The following is a 20209-nucleotide window of genomic DNA, read 5'->3' on the forward strand; positions in this document are numbered from 1 at the left end:
GAGAACCGGCTGGTAAGAGAGGGGGGGGGCGATGGGACAGAAGGATGCCTGTTGGGCGTACGCAACCAAGAGCGAGGGGGGGGGGGGGGGGGGGTGTGGGTGTTTTCCCCCCCCCCCCCCCCCGCCGCCGGGGGTGGCCGGCGGCGGGGCGAGAGCCGGACGGGTGGGTTCAGTGCTCGTCATCCGTCACTCCGTAGACCCTGATCCAGGGGGTGGCCGCGGCCGGGGAGGGCACGGCGTGCAGCCGTACCCCGGTGGCGGGCAGGTCGGCCAGGCCGGTGAGTCCGGTGACCGCGGGGATGCCAGCCGCGGCGAGGGCGGCGGCCGCCGGGCCGGTGTCCCCGGTGGCGTCGGTGGCCACGAGGGCCGCGCCCTGCGCGGCGAGCAGGGCCGCCGCGTCCTCGGTGAGGCAGGGGCCCGCGGCGCGGCCGGTGTGGATGACGACGGCCTGCCCGGCGAGGTCGAACGGGGCGAGGGCGAGGCGGTCGGCGACCGGTTCGGCGGCTCCGGTGAGCCGGACCAGGACGACGGGCAGGTCCACCAGGGCGGCGAGTGCGGGCGCCTCGGCGGCGTCCGCACCGGCCGGCCAGGAGGCCCGGGTGGCGGGCCCCGTCAGGTCGGCGGTGCGGCGGCCGGCGGCCCGGGCTCCGGTGTGCCGGGATCCCTTGTGGGGCTCCCGGAGGAGCTCCTTGCGGGTGATCTTCGTGCTGCCGACCATCAGCAGTCCGAGGTGGCGGACCAGTAGTTCGCCGAGTTCCCCGTCCTCGATGGAGTCGCCGGGGATGTCGAGGCGGAAGCCCTGGGTCTGCAGGGATCCGCCGTTGCTGAAGACGACCTCGGCATCGAAGTCGACCCGCCACTGCTGCCCGTTCCCGGTTCCCGTGGTCATGTGCGTCGTCCTTACGTGTTCTTGCGCGCGTGCGGGGCGGCCCCGCGGGTGCGTGCGTCGGTCCGTGCGCTGCCGCACCGAGGCCGGCGGCCTCAGGCGCAGTCGATCAGAGCCTTCTCCAGGGAACCGGCCATTTCGCGGATCTCCTCCTCGGTGATGACGAGCGGCGGCAGCAGGCGCAGCACGGCCCCGTGCCGGCCTCCGCTCTCCAGCAGCAGTCCGTGGTCCAGGCAGGCCCGCTTGATGCGGCGGGCGCGGGCGCCGTCGGCGGGGCGGGAGCCGAGGGCGTCGGCCGGGCCCTGCGGATCGACGATCTCGAGGCCCCACATCAGGCCGCGGCCGCGGACCTCGCCGATCTCGGGGTGGGAGGCGGCGAGCCGGCGCAGCAGCCGGCCGGTCAGCTCGCCCTTGGCGGCGGCCTTGGCGACCAGGTCCTCGGACTCCATGACCTGCATGCCGGCGAGGCCCGCGACGAGCGCGATCTGGTTGCCGCGGAAGGTGCCGGCGTGCGCCCCGGGGCCCCAGGCGTCGTACTTGCCGTGGTAGAGCAGCAGGGACAGCGGGAAGCCGCCGCCGGCCGCCTTCGAGACCAGGACGGCGTCCGGCTCGATCCCGGCCTCCTCGAAGGCCCACATGGTGCCGGTGCGCCCGAACCCGGCCTGGATCTCGTCGAGGACGAGGGGGATGTCGAGCCGCGCCGTGATCTCGCGCAGCCCGCGCAGCCACTGCGGCGGTGCGGGCACGACCCCGCCCTCGCCCTGTACGGCCTCCACGAAGACGGCGGCGGGCTTGGTGATGCCGCTCTCCGGGTCGGTGAGCAGCCGCTCCAGGTAGGTCAGTCCGACCTGCACGCCCTGCTCGCCGCCGAGCCCGAACGGGCAGCGGTAGTCGTACGGGTAGGGCAGGTGGTGCACGTCGGGCATCAGGCCGGGGACGGCCTCCTTGGCGGCCAGGTTGCCGGTGAGGGCGAGGGCCCCGGCGGTCATGCCGTGGTAGCCGCCGTGGAAGGCGAGGACGGTGCGGCGGCCGGTGGCGGTCTTGAAGAGCTTGACCGCGGCCTCCGTGGCGTCGGCGCCGGCCGGTCCGCAGAACTGCGTCTTGAAGTGGTCCGGCATGGCGCCGGGCAGCCGGTCGTAGAGGGCGGCGAGGTACTCGTACTTGGCCGGGGTGGTCAGGTCCAGTGCCTGCTGGACCTGACCGGAGCCGAGGTACTCGCGGACCCGGTGCAGCACCTCGGGGTGGTTGTGGCCGAGGGCGAGGGTGCCCGCGGCGGCCAGGCAGTCGAGGTACTCGCGGCCGTGGCCGTCGCGGATGCGCGCGCCGAGCCCTCCGGTGAGGAGGCGGCCGAAGGCGGTGGCGTAGGTCCGGGCGCCGGATTCGCGGGCCCGGACGAACTCGTAGATCTCGTCCGGCGTGAGGGTGGTCACGTCTTCACTTCCCCCTGGGTGTGCGGGCGTCCGCGACCATGACCTGGCCGAGGGCGATCCCTCCGTCGTTGGTCGGGACCAGTCGGTGGACGTGCGTGTCGAAGCCGTCGGCGGTCAGCCCGGTCAGACAGTTGAGCAGCAGGAACTCGTTGAGGAACACGCCGCCGGAGAGGACGACCTGGTTGACGCCGGTCTCCTCGCGCACGGCCCGGCAGCGCTCGCGGACCATGTCGACGACGGCGGTGTGGAAGCGGCGGCTGATCCGCTCCACGGGCAGCCCGGCGGCGAGGTCGGCGGCCATGGCCCGGATCACGGGCCGCGGGTCCGCCTCGGCCAGGCCGTCGGCCTCGTACGCACCGAAGGCGTACGCGTGTTCCTGCGCGGAGTCGCGGGCGAGCAGGCCCTCCAGTTCGATGGGGCCCTGGGCCTCGTACTCGGCGCGGGCGCAGATCCCGGCGAGGGCGGCGGCGCCGTCGAAGAGCCGGCCCATGCTGGAGGTGGGCGGGGAGTTGATCCCGCGGGCGGCCATGGTGGCGAACACGTGCCGCTGCTGTTCGCCGAGGTCGCGGGCGAGGGCGGGGAAGGCCTGCACGGCCCGGGCGGGGTCCCCGTCGAAGGCGTCCAGGGCGAGGGCGTAGCCGGTGCGGACCGGTTCGCGGACCGCCTGGTCCCCGCCGATCAGCGGGAGCCTGCGCAGCCGGCCGACCCGGCGGTAGGCCGCGTAGTCGCCGAGGAGGAACTCGCCGCCCCACACCGTGCCGTCCTCGCCGTAGCCGAAGCCGTCGAAGACCACTCCGAGGGTGGTGCCGGTGACGTGGTTCTCGGCCATGCAGGAGGCCATGTGGGCGTGGTGGTGCTGGACTTCCACGACTGCGCCGGCGGGGGCGGCGGGGTCCTCGTCGAGGGCGGCGCGGGTGGAGCGGAACTGCGGGTGCATGTCGTGTGCGGTGATCTGCGGCTCCAGCGCGTAGAGCCGGGCCAGGTGGCGGGCGGTGCGGCGGTGGGCGGCGAAGGTCTCGTCGTTCTTGAGGTCGCCGATGTGCTGGCTCAGGAAGACCTGGGAGCCGTTGGTGAGGGCGACGGTGGTCTTGAGCTCGGCGCCCAGGGCCACCACGGAGGCCACCTCGCGGCCCACGTCCACCGGGTAGGGGGCGTAGCCGCGGGCGCGCCGGATGAACTGCATGAGCGGTTCGCCGAGTTCCTCGTGGTCGGAGAGGCGGACCACGGAGTCGTCGACGCGGATCTCGATGCCGCGGTCGTGGTAGAGGATCACGTCCGCGATCTCGAAGAGCTGCGCCAGCGCGTCCTCGTTGCGGTAGGCGATGGGGTAGCCGGAGATGTTGCCGCTGGTCATGACGAGGGCTTCGAGGCCCGGTTCGTCCAGCAGCAGGTGGTGGTGCGGGGCGGAGGGCAGCATGATGCCCAGGTTGGGGTTGCGGGGGGCCACGGATTCCGGCAGGGAGTCCTGCTGCTTGCGGGCGAGCAGGATGGGCCGGGCCGGGGAGCGCAGCACGTCGATCTCGGCCTCGGAGAGCTGGACCAGCCGCTGGGCCGTGGCCAGGTCGCGGACCATCACCGCGAAGGGCTTGGAGTCGCGGCGCTTGCGGCTGCGCAGCAGGGCCACGGCCTCCGGGCGGGTGGCGTCCACGGCGAGGTGGAAGCCGCCGACGCTCTTGACGGCGGCGATCCCGCCGTCGGCCAGCACCCGGGCGGTCCGGATGAGGGCCTCGTCGCCTTCGGCGGAGTTCCCCTCGCGGTCGCGGAAGAGCAGCCGGGGGCCGCAGTCCGGGCAGGCGTTGGGCTGGGCGTGGTAGCGCCGGTCGAGGGGGTCCTCGTATTCGTTCTTGCAGTCCGCGCACATGGTGAAGGCGGCCATGGTGGTCATCGGACGGTCGTACGGGAGGTCCCGGATGATGGAGTAGCGGGGGCCGCAGTTGGTGCAGTTGATGAACGCGTAGCGGTGCCTGCGGTCCTTCGGGTCGCGCAGTTCCGCCTGGCAGTCGGCGCAGACGTGGGTGTCCGCCGGGAGCAGCGCGGACCGGGCGCCGGTGTGCTCGCTGTGCACGATGGTGAACGGGCCCTCGGGGACGCTGCCGGCGGGCAGCCCCCTGGTCACGCGGACCTCGTCCACCCGGGCGAGCTCGGGGGCGCGGGCGCTGAGCCCCTCGGCGAACCGGGCCAGGTCGGCGGCCGGTCCGGCGGCCTCCACCAGGACGCCTTCGGGGTCGTTGCGGACCCAGCCGGAGAGGCCGAGTTCGCGGGCCAGCTTGTAGACGAAGGGCCGGTAGCCCACGCCCTGGACCACGCCGGTGACCCGCAGCCGCCATTCCCCGGCGGCCGCCCCGATGTCCGCGCTGCTCTCGGTGCTCATGTGACGGTCTCCTCGCTTCTCGGCAGGGTCAGCAGAGCCTGGGGAGTTCGGCGCCGAGCAGCTCCTCGAGCTGGGTCTCCCGGCCGTCCCGGTCGCGCAGCAGAACGAGCCCCTCGGGGTCCTCGGTGATCTCGCCGATGGCCACGGCGTGCTCCCCGTACGGCTGGGCGCGGAGGGCGGCCAGCACCTCGGCCTCGGCGGCCGGGTCGACGAAGAGGGCGAGGCAGCCTTCGTTGGCGCAGTGCAGGGGGTTGATCCCGAGCATGTCGGCGGCCATGGCCGTCTCGTGCTGTACGGGGAGGTTGTCGCGCTCGACGCGGATGGTGCGGCCGACCTTGCCGGCGTACTCGTGGAGCACGGCGGACAGGCCGCCGCGGGTGACGTCGCGCATGGAGCGGACGGCGCCCGCCGGGACCTTGCCGAGAACCCCGTCGATCAGGTTGTTCAGCGGCGCGCAGTCGCTGTCCACCCGCTGTTCGAAGCCGAGGCCCTCGCGGATGGAGAGCAGGTGGACGGTGTGGTTGCCGATCGGCCCGCTGAGGACGACCCGGTCCCCGGCGCGTACGTCGGCCATGGACAGCGGGTCGCGTTCGAAGACCCCGACCCCCGCGGTGTTGAGGTAGATCTGGTCGGCCTCGCCCTTGCGGACCACCTTGGTGTCGCCGCCGACGATCTGCACCCCGGCCTCGCGGGCGGTCTCGCGGATCGACTCCAGCACCTGGACCAGGCGGGCGACCGGCAGCCCGGTCTCCAGGATCATGCCCAGGGTGAGGTACTTGGGGCGGGCACCGGCGACGGCCAGGTCGTTGACCGTGCCGCAGACCGCGATCTTGCCGATGTCGCCGTTCCCGAAGAACGGCGGGTCGACCACGAAGGAGTCGGTGGTCATGGCGATCCGGTCGGATTCGACCCGCAGGATCGCGCTGTCCTCCATGATTCCGACGTAGACGTCGCCGAGGGTTTCCGCGATGAGCTGGACCAGTTCCTGGCTCAGCTTCGCCCCCGTGCCGTGGTCGAGGAGGATGTGCTCGGTGGCCGCACTCGTCGGCATGCGTGTTCCTTCCGCGGAGGGGGTCTGCGTCACGGGGTCTTGATGTTCTTGCGCGGCAGCGAGCCCTCGGCGTCGAGGGTCCGCAGCACCTCGGCGGAGTCCGTGACGGTGGCGCAGTAGCCGGCCAGCCACTCCAGGGCGCGGTCCTTGTCCTCGGTGCGCGCGGAGACCACGCAGTCGGAGGGGACCCAGATGTTGTAGCCGCGGAAGAAGGCGTCGGCGGCGGTGGTCTGGACGCATATCTGCGTCTGCATGCCGGTGATCAGCACGGTGTCCACGCCGAGGGCCTGGAGGCGCTCGTGCAGGTCGGTCTCGTAGAAGCCGCTGTCCTTGTTCTTCTCCATGACCACGTCCTCGGGCGCGAGGAACTCCTCGATGATCTCGGCGCCGCGGGTGCCGCGCTGGACGGGCAGGTGGCCGTCGTAGCGCTCGGCGTTGGGGTCGTCGGGGTCGTTGACCAGCTGGAGGTGGAAGATGTGGTGCCCGCGGCGGCGCATCTCGTCGAGGAAGCCGGTGAAGTGCGGGGTGGCGGCCGCGACGGCGGCGATCCGCTCGGGGTTCTTCTCGACCAGCTCGTACTGCAGGTCGTTGGTGAGGACGGCGATTTTGGACATGGCTGTGCCCTTCGGTGAGGCCGTGTCGGCGTGAGGGGGGCCGCCGTGCGCGCGCACGGCGGCGGGCCGGCCCGGGAGGGGGACGGGCGGCGTGGGGTGGTGGCGCAGGAGCGGAATCCGGCTCCGGGTGGAGGCGCGGCGGCCGTGGGCGGGCCGGGCCTCGCCGGGCGGGGGGTGACCTCCCAGCCCCCTGGGGGCTCGGGAGTGTGAGGTGCGGGGGGCCGGGGACGGAGCCCCTGAACGGCCCGGCGGGATCAGCGCGCGGCCGCGCCCTCCGGCTCGTGCAGCCACGTGCCCGTGGCCTCGAAGTGGGCCACGATCTCGCTGCGCCGGGCGTACATGAAGTAGCCGGTCACGGGGCGGCCGTCGGCGCGCGCGTAGTCGGGCAGCTGCCCGTACTCGCGGAAGCCGAGCCGCTGCCAGAGCACGGCCGGTCCGTCGTCGCGGACTTCGAGGGTGATGACCTCGCAGCCCATCTCGCCGACCTTGCGCAGGGCCTCGGCCCAGCCTTCCAGCAGGAACTGCCCGCGGTGGTCCGGGGCGATGACGCAGCGGCGCATCTCGACGACGTGGCGGCGGGCCGGCAGCGGGGCCCGGGCCAGGGTCACCATGCCGACGATGCGGTGCTCGTCGTTGCGCACGGCGAGGAGTTCGACGGCGCCCTTGCGGAGGTCGGCGTCGAAGGCGCGCATCAGCGGCAGGCCCTTCTCCAGGCCGACGGGTTCGTAGAAGCCGAGCGTCATCTCCTTGACGGCGACGGCGTCCATCAGCTCGATCATTTCGCGCATGTCCTGTTCGGACAGTTCGCGCGGCCATGAGTAGTGCATCGTCTTCCTCGGTGTGCAGACGGTGGCGGACGGCCCGACCCCGGACATCACTGGGCGACCCCCGGCGTGCGGGGGCGAGTGGCAGGCCTTGAACGCGATGTCCGGGGTCGCCGGAGCGTTCTGGGGTGTCGGGAGCGCGTACGTGCGTCCGGCCGGGTCAGGCCGTGGCGCCGGCCCTCGACTGCAGGTTGGTCTGGACGGCCGCGGCCGGTGCCGCCTGGGTCAGGGCCGAGGGGTCGGCACCGGCTCCGAGCACCGTGGAGGCGTAGACCTCGACGAAGTACGAGACGAACAGCGAGTTGATCTTGGTGAGGTGCTCGACGAAGCGCTCCTCGTCGGCCTCGTCCTTGATCACGCGCATGATCATGTTCCAGACCATGTCCACGTGGTCGTCGTCCTCGTCGAGGGCCAGGTGGGCGCGGGCCCCCTTGGTGTTCCCGGCGCCGACGTGCTGCTCCATGATGTCCAGCCACTCGGGCTGGGTCTTGCCGGCGATGTACTCGAGGTAGAAGCCGCTGATCATCGCGGCGAGCGGGCCCTCGGTGGCCATCGTGTAGTAGAAGTACCCGTTGAGCAGCTCGGTGGCGAAGGTCGGGCGGATCGCGTAGATCTCCTCGTCCGTCATGCCCACCTTGTGCAGGTCGCCGGCGAACATGCGGTCGTGGCGGCCCTCTTCGGCCCCGTACAGGCCCCACTCCTTGCAGAGCTGCGGGTCGCGGGTGGCCCAGTAGTTGGCGATGAGCGGGTCGACGGCGCGCTTGAGGCCGATGCGGATCATCGTCTCGACGTTGTGGCGCTTGTACAGCTCCATGTCGAACTTCGCGGCGTCCAGCATGCCCTCGGCGCCCTTGCTGCGCTCGTAGAAGTCCCGCTCGAACTTCAGCAGCAGCTCGTCGACGCGCTTGCGGAATTCGGGCCGCTGGAGGTTGGAGTACGTGTTGTACGACTTGCTACGAGGCATCGTCATCCCCACCCAAGATCATCGACTGCCGCGACCGGACCGGCGGCGGCCACCAGGGCGGCGGATTCGCCTTCGCCCTGCGCGAGAAAGAAGGACACCGCTACGGATGCTGCGATGGCGAGAACGATTCTCGCTGCGCGTGGCATGGGTACCTGCCTTTCGAGAGGTGCTGAGGTCATCAGCGGCTGGTTCTCATCCTGCGCTGGAGCGGATATGCAATACCAGCCTCCCCTGGGATCATGTTGACCCTGGCGGAAACATGACAGGAGGCTAAAATGCAAATACTCGGACAAGGCAGCGATTTCACCCTGCCCCAGCTGAGCAGCGCGGCGGACCGGCTCTACCGGTTCATCACCAGGACCCCCGGTGCGACCTTCGATTCGGCGGCTGCGGCCCTGGGCATGGACGCGGCCGAGGTGGAGGAGGCGGCCCAGACCCTCCGGCGACTCGGACTTCTCAGTGCGAGACGGATGGGATCGGGACCATTCATGCCATATCCGGTGGACCACGCACGCATCAAGGTGCTGAACCCACTCCAGCAGGATCTGCACCGGTTGCAGGCCCTGATCGACCATCTTCGAAGCGACTTAGACGAGTTGGACCTCCAGTCGGGCCGTTTTCCGGACGATGCCGCGCTGGAGGTGGTGCCGGAGCTGACGGACGTGCGCGACCTCATCACCGGGTTCGCAGAGTCCTGCCGCTCGCAGGTGCTGACCTCGCAGCCGGGCGGCGCGCGGGACGAGGAGGTGCTCGGGGAGAGCATGGAGCGCACCGTCCACCTGCTGGAGCGGGGGGTGAAGATGCGCACCCTTTATCAGCACACCGCCCGTTTCAGCCCGGTCACGGCCTCGTTCGTCGGGGTCGTCACCCCGCTGGGGGCGGAAGTGGCCACCCTCGCCGGCGGCTTTCCGCGCTGCATTGTCTTCGACGAGGAAATCGCGATCCTGCCGCTCATGAATGGCACAGTCGGCGCGGCAGTGGCCAGAAATCGCCACCTTGTCGCATTCATAGTGGATGCCTTCGAACGCGCCTGGAGCGGAGCGGTGAAATTCGTCCCGGAAGGGGACCGGGCGGGACGAATGGCGATCACTTCGGAGATCCAGCAGACCATTATTTCCCTGCTGGTGCAGGGAGAGTCCGACAACCGCATCGCCCAGGTGGTGGGAATTTCCTTGCGCAATTGCCAGCGCCACATCTCGAACATCATGAAGAGCATCGGGGCGCGGAACCGGCTGCACGCCGGATACCTGCTCAGCAAGGAGCCGTTCAGCTCGTTCTGACCGCCTCCCGGCGGCCCCGGCCCCGCGGGTACGCTCGGGCCCATGGGGCCACACGACACGGTCCGGCTGCGCGACCCGGAGCCGGGCGACCTGGGCTGGATCGTGCAGCGGCACGGCGCGCTCTACGCCGCCGAGTACGGCTGGAACGCCGAGTTCGAGGGACTGGTCGCGCGGATCGTCGCGGACTTCGCCCAGGACCACGACCCGCATCTGGAGCGGGTCTGGATCGCCGAGCTCGACGGGCGCCCGGCCGGCTGCGTGATGTGCGTACGCGACGACGCCCCGGGCACCGCCCGGCTGCGGCTGCTCCTCGTGGACCCGGCGGGCCGCGGGCACGGCATCGGGGCCCGGCTGGTGGACGCGGTCGTGGCCTTCGCCCGCGAGGCGGGCTACCGGGAGCTGGTCCTGTGGACCAACGACGTGCTGGCCGCCGCCCGCGTCCTCTACCAGCGGGCCGGTTTCACCCTCGTCGCGGAGAAGCCGCACCGCTCGTTCGGAGCGGATCTGACGGGGCAGGACTGGCGGCTGTCCCTGCAAGGGCACTCCCCGCACTGACCCCGGACCCCGGCTCCGCAGCCGCGTCCGCGCCCTGCGCCCCCGCGTCCGCGCCCTCCGCCGGCTCCGCGCCCGCCTGCGCCTTCGGCCGGGCGGGCACCAGCGAGGTCAGCGCCACCCCGCCGACCAGCAGCACCGCCGCGACCCAGCGCAGCCCGTGCACCTCCTCGCCCAGCACCAGGGCCGCCGAGCTCATCCCGAACACCGGCACGAGCAGCGAGAACGGGGCCACCGAGGAGGCCGGGTAGCGGCGCAGCAGGTAGCCCCACGCCCCGAAGCCGAACACGGTGGTGGCCCAGGCCAGGTACGCCACCACCCCGACCCCGCTCCAGTCCATCCCGCGCAGCGCGTCCAGGTCCCGCCGGGGCCCCTCCAGCACCAGGGACAGGGCCAGCAGCGGCAGCACCGGCACGGCGCTCACCCAGACCATGAAGTTCAGCGCGTCGGGCGGGGCGGCCTTGCGGGTCAGCACGTTGGACACGCCCCAGCAGGCGGCGGCCGCCACCACCATCGAGAAGCCCAGCACCGGCCCGGAGGCCCCCTCGTCCACCGCGGCCACCGCGATCCCGGTGAAGGCGACGGCCATGCCCGCGATCCGCAGCCCGCCCGGCCGCTCCCTCAGCACCACCGCCGCGAACACCGCGGTGAACACGGCCTGGACCTGGAGCACCAGCGAGGACAGCCCGGCGGGCATGCCCGCGTCCATGCCGCTGAACAGCAGCCCGAACTTGGCCACGCCCAGCACCAGCCCGACCGCCACCACCCACTTCCACGCGACCTTGGGCCGCCCCACGAAGAACACGGCGGGCAGGGCGGCCGCGAGGAACCGAAGGGCGGACAGCAGCAGGGGCGGGAACTCGCCCAGCCCGATCTGGATGATGACGAAGTTGAAGCCCCAGACGGCGGTCACGAGGACGGCAAGAGCAAGGTGCACAGGACGCATGATCCGAGGATCCGACCATCAACCATGTAGCACCAGCGCGGATTTCTTCAGGGTCGGATGAAGGATTGCTTCATCCAAACCCCGGCGCCCGTCCGCGCCGGGCCTCTAAGCTGCCCGCATGCTCGACCTCTCCCGGCTGCGCGCCCTGCACGCCGTATCCGTCCACGGCTCCGTCGGCGCGGCCGCCGAAGCCCTCGGCTACACCGCCTCGGCCGTCTCCCAGCAGATCGCCAAGCTGGAGCGGGAGACCCGCACCACCCTGCTGGAGCGCCGGGGCCGCGGGGTCGCCCTCACCGAGGAGGCCCGCCACCTGGCCGCCACCGCGCAGGAGCTGCTGGCCATCGTGGAGCGGGCCGAAACCACCCTGGAGGAGCGCCGCGGGCAGCCCAGCGGACAGCTGCGGGTGGCCGCCTTCGCCTCGGCCGCCCGGGGACTGCTGCCCGGGGTGCTCGCCGACCTCGCCCGCCGGCACCAGGCCCTGGAGGTCCGCCTCACCGAGGTGGACCCGCACCTGTCGATGGACCTGGTCGCGCAGGGCGTGACCGACCTGGCGGTGACCCACGACTGGGACATCGCCCCGCTGCCCACCCCCGAGGGGGTGGAACAGGCCGTGATCGGCGACGACCTGTGCGACCTGCTCGTCCCCGAGGGCCACCCCTTCACCCGGCGGGAGCTGGTGCTCCGCACCGACCTGCACGGACAGCGCTGGGTCTCCCAGCCTCCCGGCCGCACCTGCCACGACTGGCTGGTGCGGACCCTGCGGGCGGTGGGCGTGCAGCCCGACATCGCCCACGTGGTCGCGGAGAACCACACCCAGGTCGCCCTGGTCGCCGCCGGGCTCGGGGTCGCGGTGATCCCCCGGCTGGGCAGCGGGCCGCTGCCGCCCGGAGTGGTGCCCGTCCCGCTGGAGCCCATCCCCACCCGCCGCCTCTACGCCCTGTGGCGGACCGGCGCCGCCCGCCGCCCCGCGATCACCGAGGCGGTGCGCGCCCTCCAGGCCCACTGGCCGCCGGCCGGCTACCCCGACCCGCCCGCGAGCCGCGCCCGGGTCCCACGTCCGGAGGACGCCGGGGGTGTCCCCGCGGCCGCGGACCCGGCCCGGCAGTAGCGTGCCCGGGTGCCGAACCACGCCTCCCGCCGCACCCTGCTCGCCGCGGCCGCCCTCGCGGCCCTCCCGGCCGGGTCCGCAGCCGCCGGCACCCGCCGGGTCCCGCCGGTGACCCGGCCGCACCGCCTCCTCGGCCGGATGACCCTGGCCGAGAAGGTGGGCCAGCTCTTCGTCACCCGGGTGTACGGCCACTCCGCGACCGCGCCCGACCCGGCCGATGCCGCCGCCAACCGTGAGCTCTTCGGGGTGCGCACCCCCGCCGAGCTGGTCGAGGCGTACCACGTCGGCGGGATCATCTACTTCTCCTGGGCCCACAACACCCGCAGCCCGCAGCAGGTGGCCGAGCTGTCCGAGGGGCTCCAGCGGGCCGCGCTGGCCGGGCCTTCGGGCGTCCCGCTGCTGCTGTCGGTGGACCAGGAGCACGGGGCCGTGGCCCGGATCGGCCGCCCCGCCACCCTGTTCCCGGGGGCGATGGCGCTGGGCGCGGGCGGCTCCACCGCCGCCGCCCGGCGCGCCGCCCGGATCGCGGGCGCCGAACTGGCCGCCCTCGGTATCCGCCAGGACTACGCGCCGGTGGCCGACGTCAACGTGAACCCCGCCAATCCGGTGATCGGCGTCCGCTCCTTCGGCTCGGACCCGCAGGCGGTGGCCGCCCTGGCCGCCGCCCAGGTGCGCGGCTACCAGGAGTCGGGGATCGCCGCCACCGCCAAGCACTTCCCGGGCCACGGGGACACCGAGACCGACAGCCACGTGGGGCTGCCCGTGATGCGGCACACCCGGGCCCAGTGGGAGGAGCTGGACGAGCCGCCGTTCCGCGCGGCCGTACGGGCCGGGGCCGACGCGGTCATGACCGCCCACATCGTGTTCCCCGCCCTCGACCCCTCCGGCGACCCGGCCACCCTCTCCCGGCCGATCGTCACCGGCCTGCTGCGCGAACGCCTCGGCTTCCGGGGGGTGGTGGTCACCGACGCCCTCGACATGGCCGGCGTACGGCAGAAGTACGGGGACGACCGGGTGCCGGTGCTGGCCCTCAAGGCGGGCTGCGACCAGCTGCTGAACCCCCCGGACCTGCGGCTGGCGATCGGGGCGGTGCTGGCGGCCGTCCGGTCCGGGGAGCTCTCCGAGGACCGGGTCGACGCCTCGGTCCTGCGGGTGCTGGAACTCAAGGCCCGGCGGGGCCTGTTCACCGACCCCTTCCCCCGGACCGGGGAGGTGGGCCGGACCGTGGGCACCGCGGCCCACCTGGAGGCCGCCGACGAGATCGCGGCGGGCACCACCACCCTGCTCGCCAATCCGGACGGACTGCTGCCGCTCTCCCCCGCCGACCGCCCCCGGCTGCTGGTCACGGGCGCCGATCCGGCCTCGCCCAGCGGCACCACCGGCCCGCCCGCGGCCGCCCTGGCCCGCGAGCTGGCCGCCCTCGGCTTCACCCCCACGGTGCTGCCCACCGGCACCGCACCCGCGGAGGAGGCGATCGCCTCCGCGGTGGCCGCCGCCCGCGGCCAGGACGCGCTGGTGGTGCTGACGTACAACGTGCCGGAGCCGGCGGCCGGAACGGCTGCGGGGGCCGGAACGGCGGATGCGGCCGAGAACCCCCAGCACGCCCTGGTCCGGCGGCTGGCCGCCACCGGCGTCCCGGTGGTCACCCTCGCGGTCCGCAACCCGTACGACCCGGCCCGGCTGCCGCGCACCTCCGCGGCCCTGGCCTCGTACGCCTGGACGGACGTGGAACTGCGGGCCGCCGCCCGGGTGCTGGCGGGCCGCACGGATCCCTCGGGGCGGCTTCCGGTGCCGGTGCCGGGCGCCTTCCCGCTGGGCCACGGCCTGTCGTACTGACCCGCCGGCCGCTCCCGCGCGGGCCCGGCAACGGCGAAGGCCCCCGGGACCCGGTGGGGTCCTGGGGGCCTCGCCCGCTTCCCGGTGCTACGGCCGCAGCTGCGGCTCGCGCTCCAGGTCGCGCTGGTCCAGCCGGGCGTCGGCCTTGGCCAGCGGACGGGCCTTGGCCTCGCCCTTCAGCACGGCGGCCGGGGCCACGCCGGCCCACTTCAGGATCTTCGCGGTGGCGAGGGCCTTCTGGTCCTCGACCAGGCCGGCGACCTTGGCACCGTGGTTGGCGCCGGGGGCGGTCATCACGTAGCTGTCGCGCGCGCCGTAGCCCAGGTGGAAGGGCTCGGCACCCCACGGGTCGTTCTGGCCGTAGACGAAGAGCATGTGGCGGGCGTTGTTGCGCACCCACAGGTCCACGTCGCGCATCGCCTGCGGCTTGAACTTCATCGGGATGGAGGCCGGCACGAAGTTGCGCGGCGGCTGGTAGCCGTAGCGGCTCAGGCCCTTGAGGTGGGGCAGCTTGATGTCGGGCGAGCCGAGCTGGGTGCCCGCCTGGTAGTAGTACGGCGTGTACGTCTCCAGGCCCTGGTCGGTGTAGGCCGAGAAGCCGGAGATGGCGTCGACCGTGTCCCAGATCTCCTGGTCGCTCGCGGTCGCAGCGGCGGGGATGGCGGCGCAGTCGCTCAGCAGGCTGTACTGCCAGAAGGCCCAGACGTAGTCCAGGACCACGCCCTCGTAGGCCTTGTCCAGGCTGCCGATGGTGTTGAAGGTCCAGCCGTTCTCGGCGGCGGCGGCCTGGTACTTGGCCTCCAGCGGCTCACGGCGGACGAGGGCCTCGCGCTGCACCGCGTTCAGGCGGTCGCGGCACTCCTTGGTGCCGACCTTCTCGAAGAACCGGTCGTAGGCCGAGTCCTCCTTGTTCACCACGTCGTTGGGCGCCACGTACGCGACGACGCCGTCCATGTCGCGCGGGTAGAAGCGCTCGTAGTAGGTGGCGGTCATGCCGCCCTTGCTGCCGCCGGTGGCCAGCCAGTTCTTCGGGTAGATGGCCTTGAGGGCCTTGAAGATGCGGTGCTGGTCGCTGGCGGCCTGCCAGATGGTGAGCTTCGACCAGTCGGCCGGGTCGGGGCGCGACGGGTTGAAGAAGCGGTACTCCAGCGACACCTGGTTGCCGTCGACGATCGTCGTCGGCTCACTGCGCCGCGGGGCGGTGTTGACGTTGTAGCCGGAGGTGAAGAACACCGTCGGCCGGGTGGTGTCCTTGTGCAGCAGGGTCAGCCGCTGCTGGAAGGTGGCACCGTTCGGCTTCCGGTGGTCGACCGGCTGCGTGTAGTTCAGTACGAAGAAGCGGTAGCCCGGGTACGGCTTCTCCTCGATGAGGCTCATCCCCGGGACCGCGAGTATGCGGTCCTTGATGTCCGGGCCGTCGGCGGCACCGGCGGCGGTGGCCGCCCCGGCCGTCGCGCCGGCCGCGCCCATCGTGCCGATCAGCACCACGAGCGACAGCAGCCATCTGAGCGCCTTGCGCATGCACCCTCCCCTTGAAAACACTGCGAACGCGGTGAAACCTAGCGGGGGCAACACGCTTGTGAACAGACCCGGTTGGCGCGCGCCGCCGCACGGGTCCGGAAAAGGGGCCGAACAGCGCCGGCAAACCGAGACGGATCAGGTGAGACCGGGTCGGATCGAATCGACGTCAGATGTGTCCGTACGTGGGCCCACATCGGGACTACATCAGGTCCGCATCAGGTCCGCATCAGGTCCGGAGCGGGTCCGCATCAGCACAGGATCCAGCCGGAAGAGACCGAACCCGATCCCACCCGGCCGCGGACGAACACGCAGCGGCTCAGCGCGGAGACGCTGACCGGGCCGGCCATCCTGCTGTACATGTCCCCGTCCGAGACCGGGACCCCGCCCCGAGGCTGGATGCTGACCATCATGTACTGGCGGCCGGGCCGCCTGGGGAGGGTGACGGCGCACGCGTGGGTGCGCGTCTTGTACACGCGGACCTCGCCGGTGCTGAAGGGGAGCGTCTTCACCAGCCGGCCGGAACAGCCGGACGCCGCCTGGGCCGCGGGGGCCGGCAGGGCGGCCACGGCGAGGAACAGCCCGACGGCGAGGACCCCCCAGATGCGCAGGGCGGCGCGCCGTACCGGCGTGCGGACCGTGCGCACCCTGCGGACCGGGCCGGTCCCGCGGGCCCGGCCGGACCCGCCCCACGCCTCGAACACGCTTGTCCCCCTCCGCCATGTGTACGCCTCTACGACGCACGGAGGGCCGGAATGGTTGCACGGCCGGGCCCCGGCGCAGCCCGGGCGGGGCCGTGCCGGGGCCGGGCGGGACCCCCGGGCGGACCCGGCCCGGGTCAGGCCGCCGCGGCCGGCTCGTCCTCGCCGACGCTCCCGATGAAGGTCTGCCACAGCTGCGCGTACCGGCCGCCGCGTGCGAGCAGCTCGGCGTGCGTGCCGTCCTCCGCGACCCGGCCGCGGTCCATGACCACGACCCGGTCGGCGCGTGCGGCGGTGCTCAGCCGGTGGGCGACCACGAGGGTGGTCCGCTTGCCCGCGAGCCGCTCGGTGGCCTGGTTGACCAGGGCCTCGGTGGCCAGGTCCAGGGCCGCGGTGGCCTCGTCGAGCAGCAGCACGTCGGGATCGACGAGCTCGGCCCGGGCCAGGGCGATCAGCTGGCGCTGGCCGGCCGAGAGGTTGCGGCCGCGCTCGGCGACGGTGTGCAGGTAGCCGCCGTCCAGGGTGGCGATCATCGCGTGGGCTCCGACCGCGCGGGCGGCCGCCTCGACCTCCGCATCGCTCGCGTCGGGCCGTCCGTAGGCGATGGCGTCCCGGACGGTGCCCGGGAACAGGTAGGGCTCCTGGGGGACCACGCCGAGCCGGTGCCGGTAGCCGGTCAGGTCGAGCTCGCGCAGGTCGGTGCCGTCGGCGGTGACCCGGCCCGAGGTCGGGTCGTAGAACCGGGCCACCAGCTTGACCAGGGTGGACTTGCCAGCCCCGGTCTCGCCGACGAAGGCCACCGTCTGCCCGGCGGGGATCCGCAGGTCGATGCCCGCCAGCGCCTCCCCCTTGGCGCCGCGCTCCTCGGCGGTGCCGTAGGTGAAGTGCACGTCCTCGAAGGCGATCTCCCCGCGCAGGGCGGTCACCTCGCGGGGCCGCTCGGCCGGCGGGGTGCTGGTGGGCTCGCGCAGCAGCTCCTGCATCCGGCCCAGCGAGACGGTGGCCTGCTGGTAGCCGTCGAAGACCTGGGACAGCTGCTGCACGGGGGCGAAGAACAGGTCGATGTAGAGGAGGTAGGCCACCAGCGCACCCGTGGTGAGCGTGCCCGCCTCGACCCGTCCGGCGCCCACGATCAGCACGGCCGCCGCGGCGACCGAGGACAGCAGCTGGACGAAGGGGAAGTACACGGAGATCAGCCACTGGCCGCGGACCCGGGCCTCCAGGTAGCCGTGGCTGCGCTCGGCGAACCGGGCCGCACCCGCCCGCTCGCGCCGGAAGGCCTGCACGATCCGCAGCCCGGCCACGGACTCCTGGAGGTCGGCGTTGACCAGGCTGACCCGGTCGCGGGCCAGCTCGTACGCCCGGACCGACTTGCGGCGGAACACGATCGTGCCGAGGACCAGCAGCGGCAGGGTGGCGAAGACGATGAGCGCGAGCTCCACGTCCAGGACCAGCAGGGCGATCAGGATGCCGAAGAAGGTGAAGACGGAGACCACGGCGGTGACCAGACCGGTCTGGAGGAACGTGCTGAGCGCGTCCACGTCGGTGGTCATGCGGGTCATGATCCGGCCGGTCAGCTCGCGCTCGTAGTAGTCGAGGCCGAGGCGCTGGAGCTGGGCGAAGATCTTGACGCGCAGCGCGTAGAGCACCCGCTCGCCGGTCCGGCCGGTCATCCGGGTCTCGGCGATCTGGGCGGCCCACTGGGCCAGCACCACGGCCAGCGCGAGGCCGGCCGCGGCCCACACCGCACCCAGGGCGAGGCGCTGGACGCCCTCGTCGATGCCGTGCCGGATCATGATCGGCAGCAGCAGCCCGGCGCCGGCGTCCACCGCGACCAGGCCGAGGCTGACCGCCAGCGGTCCCCAGAACCCGCGCAGCAGGCGGCGCAGCCCGTAGCTCTCTTCGGGGGCCGCGGCCCGGTCCTCGTCGATGCCCGGGGTGTCGAGGGCCGGCGGCAGGGCCGCGACCTGGGCGAGCAGCTCGGGGGTGGCGGGCATGCCGGCCACCGCGGCGGCCGCGGAGGGCGGTCCGGGCGCGGCCGCGGCGGCGGCTCCGGGGGCGGCCGGGCCGCCGGGGCGGGATCCGTCCTCCTCGGGGCGCCGCCACAGCTCGGGGGTGATGCCGTCGGCGAGCCGCCGCTTGGCGTTGACCGGCTCGGCGTCGATCTCGGCCTCGATCTCCAGGTCCTCGAGGTCGCGCTCCAGGTCGGCGATGACCGCGGCGTCGGACTCGGGCAGCCGCGGGGAGCCGGCGGCCAGGGCGTCGGGGTCGGTGAGCAGGCGGCGGTAGAGCGCCGAGCGCTGCTCCAGCTCCTCGTGGGTGCCGACGTCGGAGAGCCGGCCGCGGTCGAGGACGGCGATCCGGTCGGCGAGCGCGAGGGTGGAGCGCCGGTGGGCGATCAGGAGGGTGGTACGGCCGGCCATGACGGCCCGCAGGGCCTCGTGGATCTCGTGCTCGATCCGGGCGTCGACCGCCGAGGTGGCGTCGTCGAGGAGGAGCAGGCGGGGGTCGGTGAGGAGGGCGCGGGCGAGGGCGAGGCGCTGGCGCTGGCCGCCGGAGAGGGTCAGGCCGTGCTCGCCGACCTTGGTGTCGTAGCCGCCGGGCAGGGCCTCGATGAACCCGTCGGCGCGCGCGGCCCGGGCGGCGGCCCGGATCTCCTCCTCGGTGGCCTCCGGGCGCCCGTACGCGATGTTGGCGCGGATGCTGTCGGAGAAGAGGAAGCTGTCCTCGGGGACCAGCCCGATGGCGGCGCGCAGGGAGTCGTGGGTGAGCTCGCGGACGTCGTGCCCGCCGACCCGCACGGCCCCGCCGGTGACGTCGTAGAAGCGGGGCAGGAGCAGCGAGACGGTGGACTTGCCGCTGCCGGAGGCGCCGACCAGGGCCACGGTCTCGCCGGGGGCGATGCTCAGGGAGAAGCCGTCGAGGACGGGGCGCAGGGACGCCTCGCCGGCTGCACCGTCGCCGGTGGTGCCGTAGCCGAAGGAGACCTCGTCGAACTCGACGGTGGCGGGGGCGTCGGCGGGCAGCTCCACCGTGCCGTCCTCGATGGCGGGCTCGGTGTCGATGAGCTCCAGGACCCGTTCCACGCCGGCGCGGGCCTGCTGGCCGACGGTGAGCACCATGGCGAGCATCCGGACCGGGCCGACGAGCTGGGCCAGGTAGGTGGAGAAGGCGACGAAGGTGCCGAGGGTGACCTGTCCGCGGGTGGCCATCCAGCCGCCCAGGCCGAGCATCGCGACCTGGCCGAGGGCCGGTACGGCCTGCAGGGCGGGGGTGTAGCGGGAGTTCAGGCGGATGGTGCGCAGCCGCCCGGCGAAGAGCCGGCGGCCGGCCTCGCGGAGCTTCCCGGTCTCCTGCTCCTCCTGGCCGAAGCCCTTGACCACGCGGACGCCGGTGACGGCCCCGTCCACGACGGTGGCGACGGCGGCGGCCTGGCCCTGGGCGTACCAGGTGGCGGGGAAGAGCTTGATCCGGCTCCGCTTGGCCATGAACCAGAGGGCGGGGGCCATGGCGAGGGCCACGAGGGTCAGCAGCGGCGAGAGCCACAGCATGACCGCCAGGGATATCCCGAAGAGCAGGAAGTTCCCGATGGTCATCGGCAGCATGAACAGCAGGCCCTGGATCAGCTGCAGGTCGCTCGTGGCGCGGCCGACGACCTGGCCGGTGGACAGCTCGTCCTGGCGGCGGCCGTCGAGCCGGGCGATGGTCGCGTACATGTCGGTGCGCAGGTCGTGCTGCACGTCGAGGGCGAGGCGGCCTCCGTAGTACCGGCGTATGTACGTCAGCACGTAGACGAGGACCGCCGCGCCGATGAGCATGCCCGCCCAGGGGGCCATGGGTTTGCTGCGGTCGCCGATGACGTCGTCGATGATCACCTTGGTGACGAGCGGCACGAGGGCCATGACGGCCATGCCGGCCAGCGAGGAGCCGAGCGCGAGCAGCACGTTGAGCCGGTACCGCCAGGTGTATCCGGCCAGTCGCCTGGCCCATCCCTGCTTCCCGGCCGTCTCCGCCACCGCCACGTGAGCCTCCCCGTTTCGTCCTGTCCTGCCGGAAGGCCCAACGCGGCGAGCTGCCGATTTCATCCCGCCGCAACAATCCGGGCGGCCCGGGGGCGGCCGCGGCGGG

At 73.0% G+C, this 20209-nt stretch carries 14 protein-coding genes and 1 pseudogene; 4 read left to right on the forward strand and 11 right to left on the reverse strand.

Annotated elements, in window-relative coordinates:
* Positions 1 to 169 precede the first annotated feature (169 nt).
* The 7 genes from ACZ407_RS04220 to ACZ407_RS04250 form a co-directional block, all read right to left on the reverse strand.
* Positions 170 to 889, reverse strand: a complete 720-nt coding sequence (locus ACZ407_RS04220) for a hypothetical protein (protein WP_468125324.1) — start codon at positions 887 to 889, stop codon at positions 170 to 172.
* 92 nt (positions 890 to 981) lie between these two features.
* Positions 982 to 2316, reverse strand: a complete 1335-nt coding sequence (locus ACZ407_RS04225) for a diaminobutyrate--2-oxoglutarate transaminase family protein (RefSeq protein WP_468125325.1) — start codon at positions 2314 to 2316, stop codon at positions 982 to 984.
* Positions 2317 to 2320: 4 nt separating this feature from the next.
* Positions 2321 to 4687 carry a carbamoyltransferase HypF gene (gene hypF / locus ACZ407_RS04230; protein ID WP_468125327.1) on the reverse strand — a complete coding sequence of 789 codons (2367 nt, stop codon included), beginning with the start codon at positions 4685 to 4687 and terminating at the stop codon, positions 2321 to 2323.
* 28 nt (positions 4688 to 4715) lie between these two features.
* Positions 4716 to 5738: a hydrogenase expression/formation protein HypE gene (hypE, locus tag ACZ407_RS04235; RefSeq protein ID WP_468125328.1), complete on the reverse strand. Its 1023-nt coding sequence runs from the start codon at positions 5736 to 5738 to the stop codon at positions 4716 to 4718.
* 29 nt (positions 5739 to 5767) lie between these two features.
* Positions 5768 to 6352 carry a cysteine hydrolase family protein gene (locus ACZ407_RS04240; protein ID WP_468125330.1) on the reverse strand — a complete coding sequence of 195 codons (585 nt, stop codon included), beginning with the start codon at positions 6350 to 6352 and terminating at the stop codon, positions 5768 to 5770.
* A 254-nt stretch (positions 6353 to 6606) separates the two neighbouring features.
* Complete coding sequence (locus tag ACZ407_RS04245; RefSeq protein ID WP_468125331.1) at positions 6607 to 7179, reverse strand: GNAT family N-acetyltransferase; 573 nt, start codon at positions 7177 to 7179, stop codon at positions 6607 to 6609.
* A 157-nt stretch (positions 7180 to 7336) separates the two neighbouring features.
* Positions 7337 to 8146 (reverse strand): hypothetical protein, encoded by an 810-nt coding sequence (locus tag ACZ407_RS04250; RefSeq protein WP_468125333.1) that lies wholly within the window; start codon positions 8144 to 8146, stop codon positions 7337 to 7339.
* A gap of 269 nt (positions 8147 to 8415) precedes the next feature.
* Here ACZ407_RS04250 and ACZ407_RS04255 point away from each other — a divergent pair, with 269 nt between their 5' ends.
* Positions 8416 to 9420 carry a helix-turn-helix transcriptional regulator gene (locus tag ACZ407_RS04255; RefSeq protein WP_468125334.1) on the forward strand — a complete coding sequence of 335 codons (1005 nt, stop codon included), beginning with the start codon at positions 8416 to 8418 and terminating at the stop codon, positions 9418 to 9420.
* Positions 9421 to 9474: 54 nt separating this feature from the next.
* Positions 9475 to 9975 (forward strand): annotated as a pseudogene (locus tag ACZ407_RS04260) (GNAT family N-acetyltransferase); the annotation flags it as partial.
* Here the strand turns inward: ACZ407_RS04260 and ACZ407_RS04265 are convergent.
* Positions 9881 to 10918, reverse strand: a complete 1038-nt coding sequence (locus tag ACZ407_RS04265; protein WP_468125336.1) for an EamA family transporter — start codon at positions 10916 to 10918, stop codon at positions 9881 to 9883. The pseudogene ACZ407_RS04260 and the gene ACZ407_RS04265 overlap by 95 nt on opposite strands.
* 118 nt (positions 10919 to 11036) lie before the next feature.
* Here ACZ407_RS04265 and ACZ407_RS04270 point away from each other — a divergent pair, with 118 nt between their 5' ends.
* Positions 11037 to 12026: a LysR family transcriptional regulator gene (locus ACZ407_RS04270; RefSeq protein WP_468125338.1), complete on the forward strand. Its 990-nt coding sequence runs from the start codon at positions 11037 to 11039 to the stop codon at positions 12024 to 12026.
* A 9-nt stretch (positions 12027 to 12035) separates the two neighbouring features.
* Positions 12036 to 13862: a glycoside hydrolase family 3 protein gene (locus ACZ407_RS04275; protein WP_468125339.1), complete on the forward strand. Its 1827-nt coding sequence runs from the start codon at positions 12036 to 12038 to the stop codon at positions 13860 to 13862.
* Positions 13863 to 13949: 87 nt separating this feature from the next.
* Here ACZ407_RS04275 and ACZ407_RS04280 read toward each other — a convergent pair whose 3' ends face one another.
* From ACZ407_RS04280 to ACZ407_RS04290, 3 genes are all read right to left on the reverse strand, one after another.
* Positions 13950 to 15383, reverse strand: a complete 1434-nt coding sequence (locus ACZ407_RS04280) for a S28 family serine protease (RefSeq protein ID WP_468125341.1) — start codon at positions 15381 to 15383, stop codon at positions 13950 to 13952.
* Between the two features lie 248 nt (positions 15384 to 15631).
* Entirely contained in the window at positions 15632 to 16084 is a 453-nt protein-coding gene (locus ACZ407_RS04285; RefSeq protein WP_468125342.1) for a hypothetical protein, read from the reverse strand.
* 134 nt (positions 16085 to 16218) lie between these two features.
* On the reverse strand, positions 16219 to 20103 hold the full coding sequence (locus ACZ407_RS04290; RefSeq protein WP_468125343.1) for an ABC transporter ATP-binding protein: 3885 nt from the start codon (positions 20101 to 20103) through the stop codon (positions 16219 to 16221).
* Positions 20104 to 20209 lie beyond the last annotated feature (106 nt).

The sequence above is a fragment of the Streptomyces sp. NPDC030809 genome (assembly GCF_055572195.1).

What these genes read in the sequence shown, in the direction of transcription:
- ACZ407_RS04255 (WP_468125334.1), top strand. Translation starts at nt 8,416, where the DNA reads ATGCAAATACTCGGACAAGGCAGCGATTTCACCCTGCCCCAGCTGAGC.
- ACZ407_RS04240 (WP_468125330.1), bottom strand. Translation starts at nt 6,352, where the DNA reads ATGTCCAAAATCGCCGTCCTCACCAACGACCTGCAGTACGAGCTGGTC.
- ACZ407_RS04270 (WP_468125338.1), top strand. Translation starts at nt 11,037, where the DNA reads ATGCTCGACCTCTCCCGGCTGCGCGCCCTGCACGCCGTATCCGTCCAC.
- ACZ407_RS04265 (WP_468125336.1), bottom strand. Translation starts at nt 10,918, where the DNA reads ATGCGTCCTGTGCACCTTGCTCTTGCCGTCCTCGTGACCGCCGTCTGG.
- ACZ407_RS04250 (WP_468125333.1), bottom strand. Translation starts at nt 8,146, where the DNA reads ATGACGATGCCTCGTAGCAAGTCGTACAACACGTACTCCAACCTCCAG.
- hypE (WP_468125328.1), bottom strand. Translation starts at nt 5,738, where the DNA reads ATGCCGACGAGTGCGGCCACCGAGCACATCCTCCTCGACCACGGCACG.
- ACZ407_RS04245 (WP_468125331.1), bottom strand. Translation starts at nt 7,179, where the DNA reads ATGCACTACTCATGGCCGCGCGAACTGTCCGAACAGGACATGCGCGAA.
- ACZ407_RS04280 (WP_468125341.1), bottom strand. Translation starts at nt 15,383, where the DNA reads ATGCGCAAGGCGCTCAGATGGCTGCTGTCGCTCGTGGTGCTGATCGGC.
- hypF (WP_468125327.1), bottom strand. Translation starts at nt 4,687, where the DNA reads ATGAGCACCGAGAGCAGCGCGGACATCGGGGCGGCCGCCGGGGAATGG.
- ACZ407_RS04220 (WP_468125324.1), bottom strand. Translation starts at nt 889, where the DNA reads ATGACCACGGGAACCGGGAACGGGCAGCAGTGGCGGGTCGACTTCGAT.